This window comes from Thermococcus aciditolerans, from assembly GCF_008152015.1.
GTDB classification, from domain to species: domain Archaea; phylum Methanobacteriota_B; class Thermococci; order Thermococcales; family Thermococcaceae; genus Thermococcus; species Thermococcus celericrescens.
This window is the reverse complement of sequence record NZ_CP041932.1, coordinates 564,161-583,357: the sequence shown is the minus strand read 5'-3', so window position 1 is coordinate 583,357 and position 19,197 is coordinate 564,161. Positions and strand designations below refer to the sequence as shown.

At 55.8% G+C, this 19,197-nt stretch carries 20 protein-coding genes; 11 read left to right on the top strand and 9 right to left on the bottom strand.

Annotation, left to right across the window (positions count from 1 at the left end; all coding sequences use genetic code 11):
• Window positions 1-34: 34 nt before the first annotated feature.
• Entirely contained in the window at window positions 35-1,648 is a 1,614-nt protein-coding gene (locus FPV09_RS03160) for a carbamoyltransferase family protein (protein ID WP_148882352.1), read from the bottom strand.
• A gap of 91 nt (window positions 1,649-1,739) precedes the next feature.
• Between FPV09_RS03160 and FPV09_RS03155 the strand changes: the two genes are divergently transcribed.
• Window positions 1,740-2,141 (top strand): pyrolysin, encoded by a 402-nt coding sequence (locus FPV09_RS03155; RefSeq protein WP_148882351.1) that lies wholly within the window; start codon window positions 1,740-1,742, stop codon window positions 2,139-2,141.
• Between the two features lie 53 nt (window positions 2,142-2,194).
• Here the strand turns inward: FPV09_RS03155 and proS are convergent, their stop codons facing one another.
• Window positions 2,195-3,643: a proline--tRNA ligase gene (proS, locus tag FPV09_RS03150; RefSeq protein ID WP_148883651.1), complete on the bottom strand. Its 1,449-nt coding sequence runs from the start codon at window positions 3,641-3,643 to the stop codon at window positions 2,195-2,197.
• Between the two features lie 125 nt (window positions 3,644-3,768).
• Between proS and FPV09_RS03145 the strand changes: the two genes are divergently transcribed.
• From FPV09_RS03145 to FPV09_RS03135, 3 genes are read left to right on the top strand one after another with little or no spacing between them, the layout of a single operon-like run.
• A complete protein-coding gene (locus FPV09_RS03145; protein ID WP_148882350.1) occupies window positions 3,769-4,770 on the top strand; it encodes a 2-hydroxyacid dehydrogenase in 1,002 nt (333 codons plus the stop codon).
• Between the two features lie 10 nt (window positions 4,771-4,780).
• The gene (locus FPV09_RS03140) at window positions 4,781-5,776 is read left to right on the top strand and encodes a M42 family metallopeptidase (RefSeq protein WP_148882349.1); all 996 of its coding nucleotides are present in this window, start codon (window positions 4,781-4,783) and stop codon (window positions 5,774-5,776) included.
• A 28-nt stretch (window positions 5,777-5,804) separates the two neighbouring features.
• Window positions 5,805-6,569, top strand: coding sequence for a sulfite exporter TauE/SafE family protein (locus tag FPV09_RS03135; RefSeq protein WP_148882348.1), 765 nt, complete (start codon window positions 5,805-5,807; stop codon window positions 6,567-6,569).
• Here the strand turns inward: FPV09_RS03135 and FPV09_RS03130 are convergent.
• Window positions 6,511-7,098 (bottom strand): hypothetical protein, encoded by a 588-nt coding sequence (locus FPV09_RS03130; RefSeq protein ID WP_246112305.1) that lies wholly within the window; start codon window positions 7,096-7,098, stop codon window positions 6,511-6,513. The genes FPV09_RS03135 and FPV09_RS03130 overlap by 59 nt on opposite strands.
• A gap of 74 nt (window positions 7,099-7,172) precedes the next feature.
• On the opposite strand from FPV09_RS03130, the gene FPV09_RS03125 reads away from it, so the two are divergent.
• The 6 genes from FPV09_RS03125 (at window position 7,173) to FPV09_RS03100 (ending at window position 12,871) form a co-directional block, all read left to right on the top strand.
• A complete protein-coding gene (locus FPV09_RS03125) occupies window positions 7,173-7,925 on the top strand; it encodes a sulfite exporter TauE/SafE family protein (RefSeq protein WP_148882347.1) in 753 nt (250 codons plus the stop codon).
• Window positions 7,926-7,956: 31 nt separating this feature from the next.
• Complete coding sequence (locus FPV09_RS03120; protein WP_148883648.1) at window positions 7,957-8,238, top strand: hypothetical protein; 282 nt, start codon at window positions 7,957-7,959, stop codon at window positions 8,236-8,238.
• A 55-nt stretch (window positions 8,239-8,293) separates the two neighbouring features.
• Window positions 8,294-9,508, top strand: a complete 1,215-nt coding sequence (locus FPV09_RS03115; RefSeq protein WP_342781734.1) for a coiled-coil domain-containing protein — start codon at window positions 8,294-8,296, stop codon at window positions 9,506-9,508.
• Between the two features lie 32 nt (window positions 9,509-9,540).
• Window positions 9,541-10,380, top strand: coding sequence for a helix-turn-helix transcriptional regulator (locus tag FPV09_RS03110; RefSeq protein WP_148882346.1), 840 nt, complete (start codon window positions 9,541-9,543; stop codon window positions 10,378-10,380).
• A 154-nt stretch (window positions 10,381-10,534) separates the two neighbouring features.
• Window positions 10,535-11,869 carry a hypothetical protein gene (locus tag FPV09_RS03105; RefSeq protein ID WP_148882345.1) on the top strand — a complete coding sequence of 445 codons (1,335 nt, stop codon included), beginning with the start codon at window positions 10,535-10,537 and terminating at the stop codon, window positions 11,867-11,869.
• A gap of 54 nt (window positions 11,870-11,923) precedes the next feature.
• Window positions 11,924-12,871, top strand: a complete 948-nt coding sequence (locus FPV09_RS03100) for a helix-turn-helix transcriptional regulator (RefSeq protein ID WP_148882344.1) — start codon at window positions 11,924-11,926, stop codon at window positions 12,869-12,871.
• Window positions 12,872-12,875: 4 nt separating this feature from the next.
• Here the strand turns inward: FPV09_RS03100 and metG are convergent, their stop codons facing one another.
• Window positions 12,876-15,110 carry a methionine--tRNA ligase gene (gene metG, locus FPV09_RS03095; RefSeq protein ID WP_148883644.1) on the bottom strand — a complete coding sequence of 745 codons (2,235 nt, stop codon included), beginning with the start codon at window positions 15,108-15,110 and terminating at the stop codon, window positions 12,876-12,878.
• Window positions 15,111-15,270: 160 nt separating this feature from the next.
• Here metG and FPV09_RS03090 point away from each other — a divergent pair, with 160 nt between their 5' ends.
• Window positions 15,271-15,618, top strand: coding sequence for a 6-pyruvoyl trahydropterin synthase family protein (locus tag FPV09_RS03090; RefSeq protein ID WP_058939774.1), 348 nt, complete (start codon window positions 15,271-15,273; stop codon window positions 15,616-15,618).
• Here FPV09_RS03090 and FPV09_RS03085 read toward each other — a convergent pair.
• Genes FPV09_RS03085 through FPV09_RS03065 form a run of 5 tightly spaced genes read right to left on the bottom strand, consistent with a single transcriptional unit; the run spans window position 15,615 to window position 19,197 of the window.
• Window positions 15,615-16,088 carry a DUF192 domain-containing protein gene (locus FPV09_RS03085; protein WP_148882343.1) on the bottom strand — a complete coding sequence of 158 codons (474 nt, stop codon included), beginning with the start codon at window positions 16,086-16,088 and terminating at the stop codon, window positions 15,615-15,617. The genes FPV09_RS03090 and FPV09_RS03085 overlap by 4 nt on opposite strands.
• A 48-nt stretch (window positions 16,089-16,136) precedes the next feature.
• Window positions 16,137-16,697 carry a 2-oxoacid:ferredoxin oxidoreductase subunit gamma gene (locus tag FPV09_RS03080; protein WP_058939776.1) on the bottom strand — a complete coding sequence of 187 codons (561 nt, stop codon included), beginning with the start codon at window positions 16,695-16,697 and terminating at the stop codon, window positions 16,137-16,139.
• The gene (locus FPV09_RS03075) at window positions 16,694-17,539 is read right to left on the bottom strand and encodes a 2-oxoacid:ferredoxin oxidoreductase subunit beta (protein WP_148882342.1); all 846 of its coding nucleotides are present in this window, start codon (window positions 17,537-17,539) and stop codon (window positions 16,694-16,696) included. The genes FPV09_RS03080 and FPV09_RS03075 overlap by 4 nt, the downstream gene beginning before the upstream one ends.
• A complete protein-coding gene (locus FPV09_RS03070; RefSeq protein ID WP_148882341.1) occupies window positions 17,540-18,688 on the bottom strand; it encodes a 2-oxoacid:acceptor oxidoreductase subunit alpha in 1,149 nt (382 codons plus the stop codon).
• A complete protein-coding gene (locus FPV09_RS03065) occupies window positions 18,685-19,197 on the bottom strand; it encodes a 2-oxoacid:ferredoxin oxidoreductase subunit gamma (protein ID WP_058939779.1) in 513 nt (170 codons plus the stop codon). Before FPV09_RS03065 ends, FPV09_RS03070 begins: the two co-directional genes overlap by 4 nt.

The window sequence follows — 19,197 nt, the reverse complement described above, 5'->3', positions numbered from 1 at the left end:
CCCACCTTCATAGTAGGTTCATCGGCCTACTATATTAACCTTTCCACACCGCAAACCCTTCAACCACCAGGACATCCAGTCCGGCCGTCCGGAACGTTCTCAGGGCGTCTTCGGGTGAGCAGACTATCGGCTCGCCGTGCATGTTGAAGCTCGTGTTCAGCACCGCGCCCAGGCCTGTCTTCCGCTCGAAGGCTTTGATTACGTCGTAATAAGCTGGATTGGTTTCCTTCATTACGGCCTGAGGCCTAGTCGTCCCGTCCACGTGAACAACGGCGGGAGCGGCTTCTCTGAACTCCTCACTCGCCGTGTAGCTCATCGTCATAAACTCGTTTGGCCTTCCGCCGAGGTCTTCCAGGTACCCCCCGGCTTTCTCCCAGAGCATTGACGGTGCGAAGGGCTGGAAGACGTCGCGCTTCAGGGCAACGTTGAGCCTCTCCTTGATCTCCTCGTTCCTTGGGTCCGCCAAAATTGAGCGGTTGCCCAGGGCCCTCGGTCCGAACTCCATCGCTCCCTGGAAGAATCCGGCCAGCTTGCCCTCAACGAGGGCGTCCGCGACGAGGCCCGAGACGTCATCCACCTCCTCAAACTCAACGCCCTCCATCTTCAGGAACTCTTCAACTTCTTCCCTTCCGTAGGATGGGCCAAGATAAACGTGCTCCAGTCTAGAGGGCCTCCACTTCCCGTCGAGCCTCTCGAACTGGGCTTTCACAAAAACCGAAGCGCCGAAGGCCAGACCGCCGTCGTCCATCGCCGGAAAGACCCACAGGTTATCGTCCCCGACAATGTGCCTCAACACCGCATTGGCCTTGACGTTTTGGGCAACTCCACCTGCGTAGGCAACGGGAAGTCCCTGCCCCCCGAGTCCGAGGCCGAGCTCCTCAATCAGCCTTTCCAGGTGTGCCTGGGCGCTGGCGGCTATCTCTATGGCCTTTTTCTGAAGCTTACCCTCAAGCTTTCCGCGCTTCATCTGGAGGGCGATCTCCCTGGCGTGTCTGAGGGGGTAATCAAAGAGCTCTGCGAGCTTCCTCGTCGCTTCGACCCCGATTACTCCGAGATGGTTGTCGAAGCTCAGCCCGTTGAGCTCTATTATTGAGCTCAGGTCGTAAGCTGGTTTCCCGTATGCCGCCAGGCTCATGACCTTGCCCTCGTGCCGCATGGGCTTGAATCCTAAAAGCTCGGTAACGGAGGCGTAGAAATCCCCGAGGGAGTCGATGTAGGTGCTCTGTGCGATCCGGATCATTTCCCCATCTCTCGCCACGTATATCGAAGAGCTTAGCCCGTCTCCCGCGGCGTCTATGCTCAGCGCTATCGCCTCACGCCAGCCTGCGGTGTGGTATGCACCCGCGGAGTGGGCCAGGTGATGCTCGACGAAGATGACTTTCTTCTTGAAGTCCGCTCCGAATATTCCCCTGAGGTTCTCCTCCAGCTCAAACAGGCGTTTTTGCTTCCTGAATATGCCAGCGACCGCTATGGCCTCAACATCCTCCGGCGATGCCCCAGCCATTTCGAGGACTTTCGCCACGCTCATCCTTGGAAAGCCGCGGTACTTCTTGATCCTGTTCAGTCTTTCCTCGTTTACCGCGAATATCCTTCCGCCGCCTATCAGCACCGCACCAGCGTCGTGACCGTCGTGGATTCCAAGTATCATGGTGGTTCGTTCGATGCTCGTTTTTTAAACGTTGGGGGAGGGAAGAATTTAAAAATGCCGCTCGATGAATACATTTGACGGAGGTGGAACCATGAAGAGAGTTGCTGCACTCTTTGCCATTTTGATGATTATGATGGTCCCCTTTGCGGGGGCTGCAACCGCGGCGAAGCCCCAGGATCCGAGGGGCAGTATAATAACGCAGACGAAGCTGTGGTACTACCTCTACATCGGAGGGGAGTCCAAGTTCCACAGGCTCTACAATGAGAGCGTCAGCGCCGGCATCGACAACACCACCCTTCAGACTGTAATGCAGCTCTACGAGAACGCCAGTGCCGAATACAAGGTTGCCCTGTCCTACGGCAACCCTCTCGAATCCAAGAACATAGCCTGGCTCCCGTTCATCGTTCACATGAGAAAGGCATACATTACCCTCAAGGATGCCATTTCGCTCCTTGAAGATGCCCTCAAGGGGCTCGAGGCCCAGAATGCCTGATCTTTTCTCTTTTCATTACCATTATCATAGAATCAAGAAAAAAGAGAGTCAGTTCAGTAGGTTCTCGCGAACCTCGCTATGAACTTGGCCTCCCTGCCGCAGACGGGACACTTCTTGCCTTCGGGAGCTTTGGCCTTCTCCTCGGGGTAGGGCGTTCCAAGCATCTTGGCGTCGAGGGCTTCCTCCATCTCAAGCCCGCAGCTCTCCTCGCCGCACCACGCTATCTCCACTATTCCGCGTCTGTCCTCAAAGACGGCCTTGGCTTCCTCAATGGTCTCAACGCGCTTTATGTGGCTTTCGAGGAACTCCTCGGCACGTTTGTGAAGGTTCTCGTGGATCGCGTCAAGGGTCTTCCTGACCTCCTCAACTATGTCCTCGCGCTCCACCACGAGCTTCTCAAGGGTATCGCGCCTCGCAAGGACTGCTTTCTTGCCTTCAACGTCCCTCGGGCCGACTTCCACGCGGAGGGGAACCCCCTTGAGCTCCCAGTCGTAGAACTTCCTGCCGGGCCTTATGTCGCGCTCGTCAATGTGAACCCTTATTCCCGCTGCCCTCAGCTCCTCCGCTATCTCACGGGCGTAGGCGAAGACGTCAGCCTCGGCATCCTTCTTGGGAATCGGCACGATTACGACCTGTATGGGGGCTATCGTGGGGGGCAGAACCATTCCCCTGTCGTCGCCGTGTATGGCTATGACAGCCGCCAAAAGGCGCTCGCTCATTCCGAACGTTGTCTGGTGGGCGTACTCGTGGTCGCCGGTTTCGGTCTCGTACTGGATGTTGTATGCCTTCGCGAAGTTCTGGCGGTAATTGTGCATGGTTCCAATCTGCAGCGTCCTGCCGTCGGGCATCATGACCTCGGCGCCGAGGGAGTAGTAAGCGCCGGGGAACTTGTCCCAGTCGGGTCTCTTGGAGATTATGTACGGTATCGCAAGGAACCTCGCGAGGTTGTCAAATATCTCGAGGTCCTCCTTTATCTGTCTCTCGGCGTCCTCGTAGCTATCGTGGGCGGTGTGGGCCTCAAAGAACCTGCTTATCTCGCGGACGCGGATGAGGGGCCTTGTATGCTTCGTTTCGTAGCGGTAGGTGTTGACTATCTGGTAAACCTTGAAGGGCAGGTCGGCGTGTGAGCGCACCCAGAGGGAAAACATCGAGTACATAGCGGTCTCGCTCGTCGGTCTGAGGATCAGCCTGATATCGAGCGGGTCGTGGCCAGCGTGGGTGACCCAGAAGACCTCGCCCTCGAAGCCGGCTATGTGCTCGGCCTCCTTCTGGAACTCGGTTTCAGGGATGAGCGCCGGGAACAGAACCTCATCGTGGCCCGTTCTCTCCATCTCGGAATGGACGAAGCGTTCGATGTTTCTCATTATCTTGAGACCGTAGGGGAGCCAGATGTTCATTCCCTTGACCGGATAGCGCTTGTCCTGGATTCCAGCGGTCTCGATAAGTTCGTTGTACCACTCGCTGAAATTCTCGCTCCATTTCTTCCGCTCAACCTTACCCATCTGCACCACCTAGAGGGAGAAACCGAAAAAGTTTTTAAGTTTTCCCGGTGCTGGCTCGGCTTTTTGACAAATCCCATGCAAAAACCTTATTAGGGTCGTTTCGATAAGCATCTTAAGGTGATACCATGAGGCCTAGGGTGGCCGTTCTCTTTAAGATGAAGAGCAAGCCCGTTGAGGAGCTCAGGAAATACGCGGACGTCGAATTTATCCTATATCCAAGCGTCGATGAACTCAAAGAAAGGATAGGGGAGTTCGATGGCGCCATAATCTCCCCGCTGAACAGGTTTCCGCGCGAAGTCATCGAGAGTGCCGAGCGGTTAAAGGTCATCAGCTGTCATTCCGCCGGCTACGACCACGTTGACGTTAAAGCTGCAACCGAAAGGGGAATATACGTCACCAAGGTTTCCGGTGTCCTGAGCGAGGCCGTTGCGGAGTTCGCCGTTGGTCTGACCATAGCACTCCTCAGGAAGATAGCCTACTCCGACAAGTTCATCCGTGCCGGGAAGTGGGACTCCCACAGAACCGTCTGGAGCGGATTCAGGGACATAGAAACGGTCTATGGGAAAAAAGTTGGAATTCTCGGCATGGGTGCCATTGGAAAGGCCATAACGAGGAGAATGAAGGCCATGGGGACGGAGATACTCTACTGGTCCCGCTCTCGGAAGCCCGATATTGAAAAAGAAGCCGGGGCCAGATATATGCCGCTCGAAGACGTCCTGAGGGAGAGCGATATCGTGATTTTGGCCCTACCATCCACACCGGAGACCTACCACATCATAAACGAGGAGAGGCTGAGGCTCCTCGAAGGCAAATACCTCGTCAATATTGGCCGCGGAACGCTCGTTGATGAGAAGGCCCTCGTGAAGGCCATCGAGGAAGGAAAGCTGAAGGGCTATGCAACGGACGTTTTCGAGAACGAACCCATTCAGGAGCACGAACTCTTTGAACACGAGTGGGAAACCGTTCTAACTCCTCACCACGCCGGCCTTTCGAGAGAAGCCATGGAGGACATGGGCTTCCAGGCCGTTAGGAATCTCCTCGCGGTTCTCCGCGGGGAAGTCCCGGAGACGCTCGTGAACCGTGAAGTGGTTGAGATACGTTCCCCAGAGGAGGTTAAGATGCTTTGAGGTGGTTGTGATGCTTGTTGAGGAACTGAGGGAAATAACCCAAATCCCCGGTATTTCCGGCTATGAGGAAAGGATACGGGAAAAGATAGAGGAGTGGCTTGAGCCCTACGCCGACTACACGGTTGACACGATTGGAAACCTCGTCGTCGAGCTCGGCGAGGGCGAGCTTAAGGGCATCTTCATGGCCCACATGGACGAGATAGGCCTTCTGATAACAGGCGTAAGGCCGGACGGAAAGCTCACCTTCAGGAAAATCGGCGGAATAGATGACAGGCTCCTCTACGGGAGACACCTTGATGTTATAACTGAGAACGGGAAGCTCGACGGAGTCATAGGTGCCCTTCCAGTGCATCTCAACCTCGAAAGGAAGTTCGACACCGTTCCCTGGAGCAAGCTGGTCATAGACATCGGTGCCGAGAGCAGGGAGGAGGCGGAAGCGCTTGGGGTCAAGGTGCTTGACTATGCAGTCTTCAAGAAGCACTTCGCAGTTCTCAACAACCGCTACGTTTCAACCCGTTCGCTGGACGACCGGTTTGGAGTTGTCGCCCTCGTGGAGGCGATAAAGGATCTGGTTGACCACGACTTGGATGGGAAGTGGATTTTCGCCTTCACCGTGCAGGAGGAGATAGGCCTCAAGGGCGCCCGCTTTTTGGCGGAGCACTACACCCCGAAGTACGCCTTCGCCGTCGATTCCTTTGCCTGCTGCGGCGACCTGACCGGTGACGTCCGCCTCGGCGGGGGAGCGGTGATAAGGGCCGTTGATAACTCCGCGATTTACACGAGGAAGCTCGCCAGAAAGGTTGCCGAGATAGCGTCGAGGAACGACATCCCTCTCCAGATAGGCGTCACCGGCGGCGGAACAGACGCGTCAGTCTTCCAGGGCAAGAGTGAGGTTCTCGCTTTGAGCGTTCCGATGAGGTACCTCCACAGTGAGGTCGAGACCCTCCATCTGGCGGACCTTGAGGCACTGATAAAGCTTATAGAGGCGATAGCCTTCGAACTGTGAGTGTTCAATCAATGACGGAGGTGATTCCTTGCTCAAATACGTCGGCTACTTCGCAGTCGGAGTATTCATCGGCATCCTTGCGGCGCTCTTTGGTCTTGGAGGTGGATTCCTGATAGTTCCAACGCTGAACTTCCTCGGCGTCGAGATACACCACGCGGTGGGCACATCAAGCGCGGCAGTCGTCTTTACATCCCTCAGCTCGGCGATAGCGTACTCAAGGCAGAAGAGGATACACTACAAGGTCGGCCTCCTGCTTGCCTCAACGGCCGTAATCGGTGCCTACATCGGTGCGTGGCTCACGAGCTTCATAAGTGCCGCCCAGCTGAAGGTCATCTTCGGTCTCGCCCTTGTAATAGTCGCTGTCAGGATATACAGGAAGAAGACGGCCGAGCCGAGCGAGGTTAAGCTTGAGGAAGTGGAGGTCAACTACAAGCTGGTGCCGATTGGAGGTTTCTTCGCGGGAATCGCCAGCGGTCTCCTCGGCGTTGGCGGGGGAATAATCAACGTGCCCTTCCTGACGTACCTCGGCCTGCCGATACACTACGCAGTCGCTACTTCCAGCTTTGCGATAGTCTTCACCGCAACCGCTGGAGCGCTCAAGCACTACGCCATGGGCAACGTGGAGACCCAGTGGCTGGTTCTCCTCGTGCCAGGCCTTATAATCGGCGCTCAGCTCGGTGCGAGGATAGCGAAGAGAACGAGGGCGAGCAGTCTTAAGAGGGCCTTCGCGGTCGTCATGGCCCTCTTGGCTCTGAGGATGATCCTGAAGGGTCTTGGCCTTCCGGTTCCGTGAGCTTTTCTCTCCTTCTTTCCTTCAGATAAGCCGCTTCAAGGAGGAGCGTCGCAGCTATCATGGCCAGCCACGCGATCACCAGCGGCCGGTCGTAGGGATAGTAGAGCTCTCCCGTCGGGATGTATGGTAACGAGATTAAGAGTAGCATTACGGACAATATGAACCCGATAAGCCCCCCGATTACGAAAAGCACTATGTTCCCGCTTCCATAGCCCATTTCACCCCCGAGCGCAAGCTCAGCGCGATAACCGATTATGGCCGTTAGGAGGACGGTACCCCCGACCAGAAGAAGGTTCACGGAGCTCAGCTTTCCATTCCTCCACTCGTACAGGCCGTAGGCAAGCACCAGCAGCAATCCTCCCGCCGCAGAGCTGAGCCAGACCGAGAGGTCCTTGTAAAAGCCGTAGGGCGCGTCCCAGTTGGCGAAGGCTATCGAGCCTGGTTGGGTTATCACAAAGACGAGAAGCACCATCAGCCAGTACTTTTTCCATCCCATCTTCATCCAGATTTCTACGGTTCTAAAGTTCAAAAATTTTTTGGCTGAAGTTGTAATCCTCCGGCTAAATTATATAAACCCTCCCGGGGATACCGGGCCGATGCGGAATGCTTAACCCTGCGATGGCCGTTTTGATGGGTGTTCTCATAGGCACTATAGCGGGTCTGTTTGGGGTCGGAGGAGGATTCCTCATCGTTCCCTCGCTGGTGTTCCTTGGACTGCCCATTCACGTGGCTATCGGAACCAGCCTCGCCTGTATCACGATAAGCTCTCTATCCTCCGCCTACGCCCACATCCGGGCCGGCAGGGTTCTCTACAGGGTGGCCTTTCTGAAGGAGGCCTTTTCAATTCCGGCCGCGGTGATAGGCGCGTACCTCTCGGGGATGCTGAACTCAAACGTGCTGGAGGCAGTATTCGGGCTTCTCCTAATCTACGTTGCCTACGTCTTCGTCAGGAGAAGCGATGTAAGAAACCGCGGGGAGGCTCTGAGGATAAACTACAGGAAGGTTCCACTGATCGGTGCCCTCTCCGGTCTGACCTCCGGACTCCTTGGGGTCAGCGGAGGGGTATTGAACGTTCCCCTCTTCCACACCCTCGCGGGCCTCCCCGTGAACTACGCGGTCGGAACGTCCAGCCTCGCCCTGTTCTTCACGGCCCTAGTGGGAACGGCCACCCACATCGGACTCGGGCAGGTGGACCTTCAAACGGCGCTCCTGCTCTCCCCCGGTCTCATAATAGGGGCCGCCATAGGGGCTAGACTGGTTCCAAAGTTGCAACCGAGGCGGTTCAAGATACTGTTCTCAGTGCTTCTGATACTGGTCGCGGTGAGGCTCCTCCTCAGGGCACTCAAAGGTTTTTAACGTTCAACCCCAATTCCCCCCGGTGAGAAAGATGTCGGAACTTTTCGAGAAAATCCGGGCCGAGTATGGCATTGAGATAGCGGATGAAAATGATATGACGAACGTGTGGAGGCTCGTTGAGATGCTCAAGGATAAGGGCTGGGTGGTGTACATCATCACCGCCAGAGGGCGTGAGCAGGTCGATGCGTGGCACCCGAACTACGGGAGTCTGTACGCCCAGTTCGGCGAGATTCCGCATTTTAGGAACGTGGTGGAAGGCATATGCGTTACAGCCCTCCATATAAGGGAGCTTGAGAGGAATGGAACGCTCTGAAACGTTCGTTCCGTCGGAGTCCTCAAATAGGTTTAGCCCCTAGCGTTCATCGGTGATGCCCATGAAGGGGATAAAGGGCTTTGCACTGGCCCTGGCAATGCTGCTCCTTGGCAGCGTAATACCGCTGGGCCTGGCTGAGAGCAACAACAACACCGGCTCGTACACTGGAGTAGCAATGGACAACAGCACCAGGGAGATGGTGATAGCGGGTCAGCTGATTGACCAGCTTCAGAGGCTGAGCAAGTTCGCCGAGGACAAGATAGAACCTATAAAGGACAAGCTGCCCGAGAACTCAACGATACTCACCCACTACGAGCTCGCAGAGGACTACAAGGAAAAGGCGGTGAGCGAATACGAGGCCGGCGACTACTACAACTCGATACTGGACAGCCTCACTGCCATGCACCACTACAAGGTTGCCCTCTCAGCGCTTAATGAGGCCAAAGAGAAGGTCCAGGATGTAAGGGAACGCATCAAAATGGAAATCGAGCGCATGACGGAGTACTTCAGGTTCGTTGAGAAGACCATAAGGCTGGCGGGGAACCAGGGAATAGACGTGAGCAACCTCACCGCGCTCTACAACGAGACCAGAGATGCCTACAAAGTTGTGCTCGATGACCTTAAGGCCGGGGACTACGAAAAGGCGAAGGCAGACTATGAAGTCGCCAAAGAGAAGAAAGCCCTCCTCGACGAGGAGCTGAGAAAGGTCCGCGAGGAGCTCGCCTATGCAAACGCTGAGGAGATCGTCAAGGACTTTCTGATCAAGGGCGAGAAGGGAATGGAGATAGCTCAGAAGGCAATCGAAGTCGGGGAGCAGAACGGTTACAACGTGACGGAGCTCCAGGAGAGGCTCGATGCTTTCTCGGAGGTTTACAGCCATGTCAAGGCCCTGGCCGACGAGGGTAAGTGGGAGGACGCTCTGACCGTCATGAAGGATAACAGAGAAACCATAGTTGAGTTCCACAACGCCGTTGAGTTCGTACTCAGGAAGGTTCGCGAGAGGGAGCTCGATGAAAAGCTGAAGGACGTTCGCGCCTTCCTCAGGGAGATGAACGACAGGATTCAGAAGGACGCGAAGGCGCTCCGCGAGCTCAAGAGCAGGGGCGTCGACACCACCAGGGCGGAGGTTCAGCTGAAGGTGGCCGCCCAGGAGCTCAGGATAGGCGTTGAGCTTCTCAAGGCAAAGAAGCCCCTCCAGGCCAAGGCCCACTTCGCGATAGCACTGGACATGCTCCACAAGGTGGATGAGTTCATACTCGCCCACTCCTGACCTTTCCTTTTTAGTTATGGAGGGATGCTTAAATGAGACTCAAAGGGGCTGCAATCCTCATGCTGATAACGCTCATCCTCCTGCACGGGGTTAGTGCATATACCGTTTCATCCCTGGTTTTGACGATTTACAATGACGGCTACGTCAAGGTTGAATATGAAATCCTGCCCGCGGAGTATTCCTCCCAGATTGAACTTCCCCTCCTCGGCGACCATTACGAAAACGTTATCGTTGAAGACGGGAACGGAAACCCCGTAAACTTCCGGCTTGAGAACGGAAGCCTCCTCATATATTCCGGGGACGCCGGCATAGTCAAGGTCTCCTACTATACCCCCGACCTGACCGCGAAGGAAGGCATGGTGTGGACGCTTCACGTTGCGACCAACGATTCCTTCACTGTACTACTGCCTGAGAACGCCATAGTGGTCGACCTAAGCGATATACCCCTCGAAATAGCGGGGAACTCGATAACCATGCCTCCCGGAAACCAGAGCGTCTCCTACACACTCAACGGCAGAGGAGCCGGTAGTGGAGGCGGAACGGAGGGTTCGGCATATCTGATAATCCTAGCCGGTCTTGGAGTGATCGGAGGTTTCGCCTACGTGCTCTGGAGAAGGAAAGGCGGAGGAAAATCAATGCCAAGCCGTGAGGAGTTCCAGGCCAGACTTGAGAACCTCGACCTCAACGAGGAGGAGAAGCGCGCGCTGCTCTACATCTTCGACAAGGGCGGAAAGGCCAGTCAGGCAGAGGTTCGCGAAGCGATAGGTCTACCCAAAACCACCGCCTGGAGGATGTTCAAGCGCCTTGAGAGGAAGGGTCTGGTGAAGGTTCTTAAGGGCAGGAAGGAAAACTGGGTGGAGCTCAGGTTTTAGGGCCGATGGGGACAAGTGAGGCGTTTAACCCCCTCTTTCCTCTTCTTAAGTGCTTTTTTGTAAAAGAGAAACCTGGAGGAACGTTTTGAAACGAGCAAAGTCCGGCGGGTTCCTAATATACGTGTGGACACCTACACAACATCAGGTGAGAGCCATGAAGATGAGTATGAAAACACTGCTGGTGCTCTTCATAGGAGCACTGATACCACTCAGCACCGCCGCATGGGCGGCCAGCGTAAACGCCACGACAACCAACACAACCGCAGTGAGCAACCAGACCCTGCCGGTCAACGCCACGAACGTAACCAACACCACCCCAGTTAACATAACCAACGTCACCAATACAACGAACACGAGCGGTGTTCAGGCGTACAACCTGCTTGTGATACTGGATAAGGTCTCCGACTACACGGCAGGTCTGATGGCCGAGCTCAATGCGAACAACGTCACAATCTCCAATCACACCCTTGACCTCTACTCCCAGGCTGAAGCAACCCGTGCCCAGGCGTGGGAACTTTACAACGCCGGCAACTACAGCGAGAGCATAAACGCCTCTATGAATGCCCTGTACCTCTACAAGGAGGTCATCGAGGAGCTGACAGACTACTACGAGGAGCACAAGGAGAAGAAAATGGAGGAAGAGCACGAATACTATGAGACAATAATGGACGCCAAGGAGGAGCTTCACAGGGCCGCGGAGTACTTCCCGTACGTTGAGAAAGTCATCGCGGAGGCCAAAGCCGAAGGCCTCAACGTTACCTACGTCATGGAGCTTTACAACGAGACCAAGGCCGCCTATATGGTCGTTGCCCAGGACCTCGCCAGCGGCAACGTTACCGTCCTCAAGGCAGACCTTGAGTACGCGGAGGAGCTCATGGACAAGCTTGAGGATGCCGTTGAAAATCTCTCCGAGGGCATCGTCGATGCAAAGGCCGATGAGATAAGCCAGGCCTTCATGGAGAAGCTCCAGGAGCAGATGAAGCTCATGGAGAAGCTAGTGGCCATGCTCGGGAACTCCACGATAAACGCCACATATCTCCAGGAGAACCTCGTGGAGCTCCAGACGATGTACGAGGGGTTCAACGCCCTTGTCGAGAGCGGCCAGTACGAGGAAGCCCTCGACATGCTCCACGACATCAACGAGGAGCTGAAGGAGATAATCGAGGACACCAAAGAGATAGAGAAGGAGTACAAGGAGGAGAAGGAGCACGAGGAGCGCGAAGAGCATGAAAAGGAGGAGAGGGAAGAGAAAGAAGAGCACAAGGATGAAAAGGATGGCGAGGACGAATACGAGGATGACCACAAGGAGAAGGACGAGCACAGGGACGAATACACCGACGATGAAAGCGAGGATGACCAGAATGGGGACTACGAGGAGCAGGATTCCCACGATGACGACAACGGCCAGCATGAGGACTCTGAGAATGACAGCGAGGACAGGGAGCACGACGGTAAAGACGAGAAAGACGAGTCGGAGGATGACGAGTGAACTCCCTTCTAATATCTTTTTAAGGGAGGTTTCTTAACTTCTGGAGGTGTTGGGATGAGGAGCAAAGCAGCGATGGTGCTCGTAATTGCGCTCATGGCCCTGCCCCTCGTAAGCGGGCAGTACTCCGTCGAGTCCCTGGGCCTCACGGTCTATTCCGACGGGTACGTTAAGGTAGTTGAGGTTATCATTCCCGAGAACTACACGGTCAGCTTTTCCGTCCCGCTCCTCGCCGCCAACGTTGAGGGGCTGACCGTTATCGATGAGAACGGAAAACCCCTGCCGTATGAGATAAACGGCTCCACTCTTACCGTGTACTTTGAAAACGCCACGGGCGTTAGAATAACCTATTACACTCCCGACCTGACCGCAAAAAATGGCGCCATATGGAGCCTTCGTTTCAGTTCAACCGTCCCCGTTAAAATCACGTTTCCGGATAACGCTGTCATAGTTGATCTCACCGACATACCCCTTGAGATAAATGGGAATTCGATACTCATGCCCCCCGGAAACCAGACGGTTTCCTATGTCCTTGAATACCGACCAACGGGAACCGAGGTTCCAACCGTCCCGCCCACATCGGGAACGACCACTGAACCTTCCAACTCAACGGTGCCCTCCAATCCGAGCTCTCCATCCTCGACTCCGAGTGCTCCTGATGAGGGCTCCACGAACTGGACGGTGGTCGGTATCCTGGCCCTCCTCGCACTTGCCGCCGGTGGAGGCTTTGCCTACATGAAGCACGGGGGAGACGAGGAAAGGACCCCCGGCATGGGCAGGGAGGACTTCGAGAGACGCCTCAAGGAGTACGAACTGACAAAGGACGAGGAGAATGCGCTGCTCTACCTGTTCGACAGGGGTGGCAGGGCCAAACAGGCCGAAGTCCGGGAGATGCTCGGGATTCCAAAGACAACCGCCTGGAGGATGTTCCAGCGCCTTGAGAAGCAGGGCTTGGTGAGGGTCTACAAGAAGAAGAGGGAGAACTGGGTGGAGCTCAAACTTTGAGCCCTCACCTTATTCTTGCACCCAGCTTTATTTCTTTATCCGGCATCAGCAGGGCGACGTTTTCGCCATCATCCGCTGCCAGAAGCATTCCCTGGCTCTCAACGCCGCGGAGCTTCTTGGGTTCAAGGTTTGCTATGATGACGACGTAGTGGTTGAGCAGCTCTTCCGGCTTGTAGTACTTCTTCAGCCCGGCAACGAGCTGTCTGACTTCGTCCCCAAGGTCAACCTTGACCACGTAGAGCCTGTCGGCGTTGGGGTGGTCGCTGACCTCGATTATCTTCCCAACCCTGAGGTCGAGCTTCAGGAAGTCATCAAAGCTTATGTACTCCACGCTTTCACCACCTTTCTCCTTTTTCTTCACCTTCTCCTTCTTCGAAGCTTTTCCGGGCTTTTCAGTTTTAGGCCCGATTTCATCCCCGTAGATGCTCTTAAGGATTGCCATCGCCTCTTCCCGTTTGGCATCTCCAAAGCGCTCGAATGCAACCTTCACTACATCGTCCCGCTTGTAGTATTTGTCAAGGAGCAGCCTGGCGCTCTTGGGATTGCCCCGTGCTATGTAGTTCACGATGAAGTAGATGATGTCATCGTCTGTCACCTTCTTGAACATCGGGCTGGCCTTTCTAACGCGGTGTCCGGCTGGAATCTCGGTGAACTCCCAGCGCTTGAGCTCCTCAAGGTTGAGGAGGTGCCATATCTTCTCGCTCGCGTCCGGCAGGAATGGTTCAAGGAGGATTCCGAGGGCCTTGACTATCTGGAGGGATATGTTCACTGTGGTTGCCGTCCTTACGCGGTCGGTTTTGGCGGTCTTCCACGGCTTCTGGTAGTCGAAGTAGCGGTTGCCAAAGATGGCGAGCTCCATAACCCTCTTGAGGGCGTCCTTGAACTTGTACTGGGCTATCAGCTTTCCGGTCTCCTCAAATGCCTTCTCAATCTCCTCGAAGGCCTGCCTGTCGAGGTCGTCCAGCTCGCCTCTCTCCGGCACAGTTCCATCGAAGTAGCGGTTGGCAAAGGTCATCGCCCTGTGAACGAAGTTGCCGAGGTTGTTGACGAGCTCCTCGTTTATCTTGCTCTTGAAGTCGGCGAAGCTGAAGTCGCTGTCGCGAGTTTCGGGCATTATGGCGGTGAGGTAGTAGCGCAGGTAGTCGGCTGGGAAGGCGTCGAGGAACTCGTGAACCCATATCGCCCAGTTCCTGCTGGTGGAGAACTTCTTGCCCTCAAGGTTGAGGTACTCGTTGGCCGGGATGTCGTGGGGCAGGTTCCACTCGGCCTTGACTTCCTCATCTCTATACTTCCCGTAGGCCATCAGGAAGGAGGGCCAGAATATCGCGTGGAAGGGCACGTTGTCCTTACCGATAAAGTGGATGACCTTGGTCTCGCCGTCGAGGTTGAGCCAGAACTTCTTCCACTCGTTCTCCCTTCCCTCCCGCTTCAGGTGCTCGATGGTGATCGAGATGTAGCCTATCGGGGCCTCGAACCAGACGTAGAGCACCTTTCCTTTAACGTCCTCGTCGTCGAGGGGGACGGGTATTCCCCAGTTGAGGTCCCTCGTCATGGCCCTCTCTTCGAGCCCCTCGTTGATCCAGCCGAGAACGGTGTTCCTGACGTTCGGCTTCCAGTGCTCCTGGCTGAGAACCCACTCCTTCAGCCTCTCTTCGAAGTCCTGCATCCGGATGTAGTAATGGGCGGAGTCTTTTGTGGTGATTGGATTGCCGCACAGGTTGCAGCGCGGGTTTATGAGTATCTCAGGAGTCAGCGGGTGGCCGCAGACCTCACACTGGTCGCCGCGCTGGTTCTCGGCGCCGCAGTAGGGACAGGTCCCTATCACAAACCTGTCCGGTAGGAACATCTTGTCGTGCTCGCAGTATGCCTGCTTGGTGACCTTCTTGACGAGGTGGCCGTTCTCAAGCGCCTTGAGGAAGAACTCCTGGCTTATGCGGTAGTGAACCGGCAGCTCGGTTCTGCCAAAGTAGTCGAAGCTTATCTTGGCCCTCTCAAAGGTCGTCTTTATGTGCTCGTGGAACTCGTCAACGATTTCCCTGGCGCTCCGGTTCTCCTTGAGCGCGCGGAAGGTTATGGGGGTTCCGTGTTCATCGGTTCCACAGACGAAGAGCACTTCCTCTCCCTTGAGCCTCAGGTAGCGCACGAAGATGTCCGCTGGAAGGTATGCTCCTGCCAGGTGTCCCGCGTGAATCGGACCGTTAGCGTAAGGAAGAGCGGACGTTACCATGTACCTGACCATTTTAACCACCGTCCCGGCAATGGGTTTAGAGCCTTATAAGACCTGCGGGTTTTAAACATTACGGTGGGTTATTTTTAAATGGTTAAAATATGTTGAGTTATGCATAATCCCGGCCCAAAGGTTTTAGTTTGAATAACATCCAAGACCGGTGGTGGGTATCATGAGAGCCAGAATCATCGAGCGCTTCAAATTTGAAGCTGCACATGCCGTTCTGATCAACGGAAAGCCGGAGGAGATACACGGCCACACCTTCAGGCTTGAGGTGGCCGTCGAAGGTCCACTGGAGAACGGCTACGTGATGGACTTCCTCGAGCTGAGGAGAATCGTGAATGAAATCATTGGGAAACTCGACCACAGGAACTTAAACGCTCTCTTCGAAAACCCGACGACCGAAAACGTGGCCCTGTGGATTGCGGAAGAGGTGGAGAAAAAACTGCCAGAGGGCGTCAGGCTCAAAAGAGTAATCCTCTGGGAGGGCGAGGAGAACGGGGTAGAGTTTGAGTTTTAGTTCCCCTTCACCTTCACTTCCCGCACACTCTCCGTGAGCGCCATTCCGTTGGTTCCCTTCTCGAAGGAGAGGCCATCGGGCAGCGACACCTTCACCGGCACGGCCCTTTCTTTCTCCTCGCTGGGGGTCCAGCTTATCAAATCGCCCTCTTCAACGTCGAGCGTTTTTATCAGCCCCACCGGTCCCTCTATTATGTACTTGGCCGACTCTTTCGGAGCGTAGAGCCGCCATTTCCGGGCGGTTTTAAAGTCCACCACCCGTCTCGCGGAGTCCAGCCAGATTACGTCTATATCGCTCAGCATGAAGAAGGTATGGATTGAAGCGTTGGCCTTGGTTTCTGCCGGAAGAACGAAGACCAGGGCATAGTTGACGTTTCTAACCAGCATTAATCCCCTGAAGCGCTTAAAGAAGATGTCCGCCAGCTTCACCTGCCCGTGCCACGTTCTCTCCTTGGTCTCGTTGATGAGCATGGTAAGAAATGGGAGCGCGGGTTGATAAGTTTTTGGGAAAGAAAGGGGTCAGCGGTCTCCAGCCCCTGCCTTCTCCCCAAGCTCGAAGCCCTTGTGAAGTGCCTTGAGGTTTATCTCCTCGGTGCCCTTGGGGACCGCATCCAGAACGGCCTTTTCTATAGCCTCCCTGCTCACGACACCGGTCCAGGCCGTCAGGATTCCAAGGGTGAGGATGTTCATGGTGAGGCTCAGTCCGGTGGTTTCCTCGGCTATCTCCGTGAGCGGTAGCGAGACCACCTCAAGCCCCTTTTCGAACTCAGTGTCCCTGTGCGGAACGAGCTCCTCCTCGACTATTATGCGAGCACCCTTCCTAACGGTGTGAAGGTACTTGTTGTAGGCCTCCTGGGAGAAGAAAACCGCACAGTCCGGCTTGAGGGTCTTGGGGTAGTCTATGGGCTCGTCGCTTATGACTACTTCCGCCTTGCTCGCTCCACCCCTCGACTCCGGCCCGTAGGCCTGGGTCTGGACGGCGTAGAGGTTCTCGTAGACGGCAGCGGCCCTTCCAAGTATGACGCTCGCTAAAATGACTCCCTGACCGCCAAAGCCGCTGAAGAGTATCTCCTTCCTCATTCTTCCCACCCCATCATCTTCTTGGCGCGCCTCTTGTACGCCTCGTACTCCCTCACGAGACCGGGCCTGTCCCTGTCGGCAAACTCGCCGATGACTATCTTGCCCTCAAGCTCCTCCGGCGGCATCTTCTTGGCCTTTGCCAGAGGAATGGTTATTTTCTGGTACCAGCGGAGAAGCTCTGGAGCGGTCTTCATCCTGTTTCTCCTTCCAAAGCTGATCGGACACGGGGAGAGGAACTCAACCAGGGAGAAGCCTTCCTTGTTGAGGGCCTTCTTTATGCTGTTGATTCCCTGGAGATAGTTGAAGACGCTCCACCTTGCCACGTAGTTGGCTCCAGCCGAAACCGCGAGGTCGGCTATGTCGAAGGGGTTCTCGAACTGGCCGTAGGGAGCGGTCGTTCCGCGCAGGCCCTTAAGGGCCGTCGGCGCGACCTGTCCGCCGGTCATTCCGTAGGTGAAGTTGTTGATGAGTATCACCGTAACGTCGAGGTTCCTTCTGATGGCGTGAATGAAGTGGTTTCCACCGATGGCTGCGGCATCGCCGTCGCCCATGAAGGCGATTATCTTGAGGTCAGGATTGGCAAGCTTTATGCCGGTGGCGAAGGCCAGAGCCCTCCCGTGGGTTGTGTGCAGGCCGTCGAAGTTGACGAAGCCCGGAACGCGGGAGGAACAGCCTATTCCGCTGACCCAGACTATCTCGTCCGGGTTGAGGCCGAGGTCGTCTATCGCACGGAGTGTATACTGGAGTGCCGAGCCTATTCCACAGCCCGGACAGAATATTGTAGGAAGCATGTCCTTTCTCAGGTACTTGTCGCGAATCTCGTAAGCGGATTTCAGGTACATTCAGCCCACCACCCTTTCGACTATCTCCATCGGAGTGTGAACCTCGCCGCCTATCTTCGCTATCAGCTCGACCTCCGCTTTTCCGTTCGCACCTTCCTTGACGAGGTGATATAGCTGTCCGAGGTTCATCTCCGGGACGTATATCTTCCTCACGCGCTCGGCAAGCTCCTCAATCATGTCGAAGTCAAAGGGCCATATCGTGTTGAGCTTGAGAAGGCCGGCCTTAACGCTCCTCTCGCGGAGTATCTTAACGGCTCTTACCGCCGAGCGGGAGACTATGCCCGTGCTTATTATCGCTACATCGGCGTCATCGAGCTCGAAGGCATCGTAGGAGATGATGTCCTCCCTGTTGTGCTCCAACTTATCGATTATTCTCCGTATGAGCTTCTCGTGAACCTCTGCGTCCACCGTCTTGGGCCTTCCCCTCTCGTCGTGGGTGAGGCCAGTGACGTAGGTTCTGTACCCCTTGCCGAATATCGGCATCGGCGGCACTCCGTCGCCGTGTATGTCGCCGAACGGGAACTTCGCCTCCTCCTCACTGGCCGGAAGCTTGCGGTCGATTATCTCGACCTCCCCCGGCTGGGGAATGTAAACGCGCTCACGCATGTGTGCTATCTCCGCGTCGGTGAGAAGAACCACCGGCGTCCTGTACTTCTCGGCCAGGTTGAAGGCCCTTATGGTGAAGTCAAAGGCCTCCTGGACGGTTGAGGGACTGAGGACTATCAGTGAATGGTCGCCATGCGTTCCCCAGATGGCCTGCATTATGTCGCCCTGGGCCGCGAGGGTCGGCTGGCCCGTTGATGGACCGCCGCGCTGGACGTCCACGACAACAACCGGAGTTTCCGTCATTATCGCGTAGCCGAGGTTCTCCTGCATGAGACTGAATCCCGGGCCGCTCGTTGCCGTCATGGCCTTGGCGCCTGTCCAGGATGCTCCGATTATCGCCGCCATGCTCGCCAGCTCGTCTTCCATCTGTATACTTACACCGTCCACCAGAGGCATGTAAAGGGCCATGGCCTCGAATATCTCACTGGCCGGCGTGATTGGATAGCCCGCGTAGAAGCGGCATCCCGCGAGGATCGCCGCCCTTGCTATCGCCTCATCACCCTGAATGAAGTCGCTTCTGCCAACCGGAAACGGATATCTCATCCACATCCCTCCTCGTAACCGACCCTGAAGGCTTTGATGTTTATATCCTCGGTTCCCTTGGGAACCCTCCTCCTTATGGCCTCCTCGACGTTTTCCTTCTTCACAACGCCGGTTTTCGCCACGAGGTAGCCGAGGGCGACCATGTTGACGGTAAGTGCCAGACCGGTGCTCTCCTCCGCCAGGCGCGTGAACGGGGCACCGATGTAGTCCCTATCGGGCTTAACCAGGTCTGTGTCTATAATCAGCAGCCCGTCCTTCCTCAGTTCGTCCTTTACGGTGTCGTAGCCGAGCTGGGCGAGTGCGACGAGAACGTCCGCCTCGGTGACTATGACGTCGTAAATCGGCTCCTTGGATATTATCACGTCCGCTATAGAGTGGCCGCCCCTGCTCGCGGAGCTGTAATCCTGGGTCTGGACGACGTTCAGCCCCTCTATGGCGGCGGCCTCGCCGAGTATGACGCCGGCCAGAACAACACCCTGGCCTCCTATGCCTGCAAACCTAACCTGCAT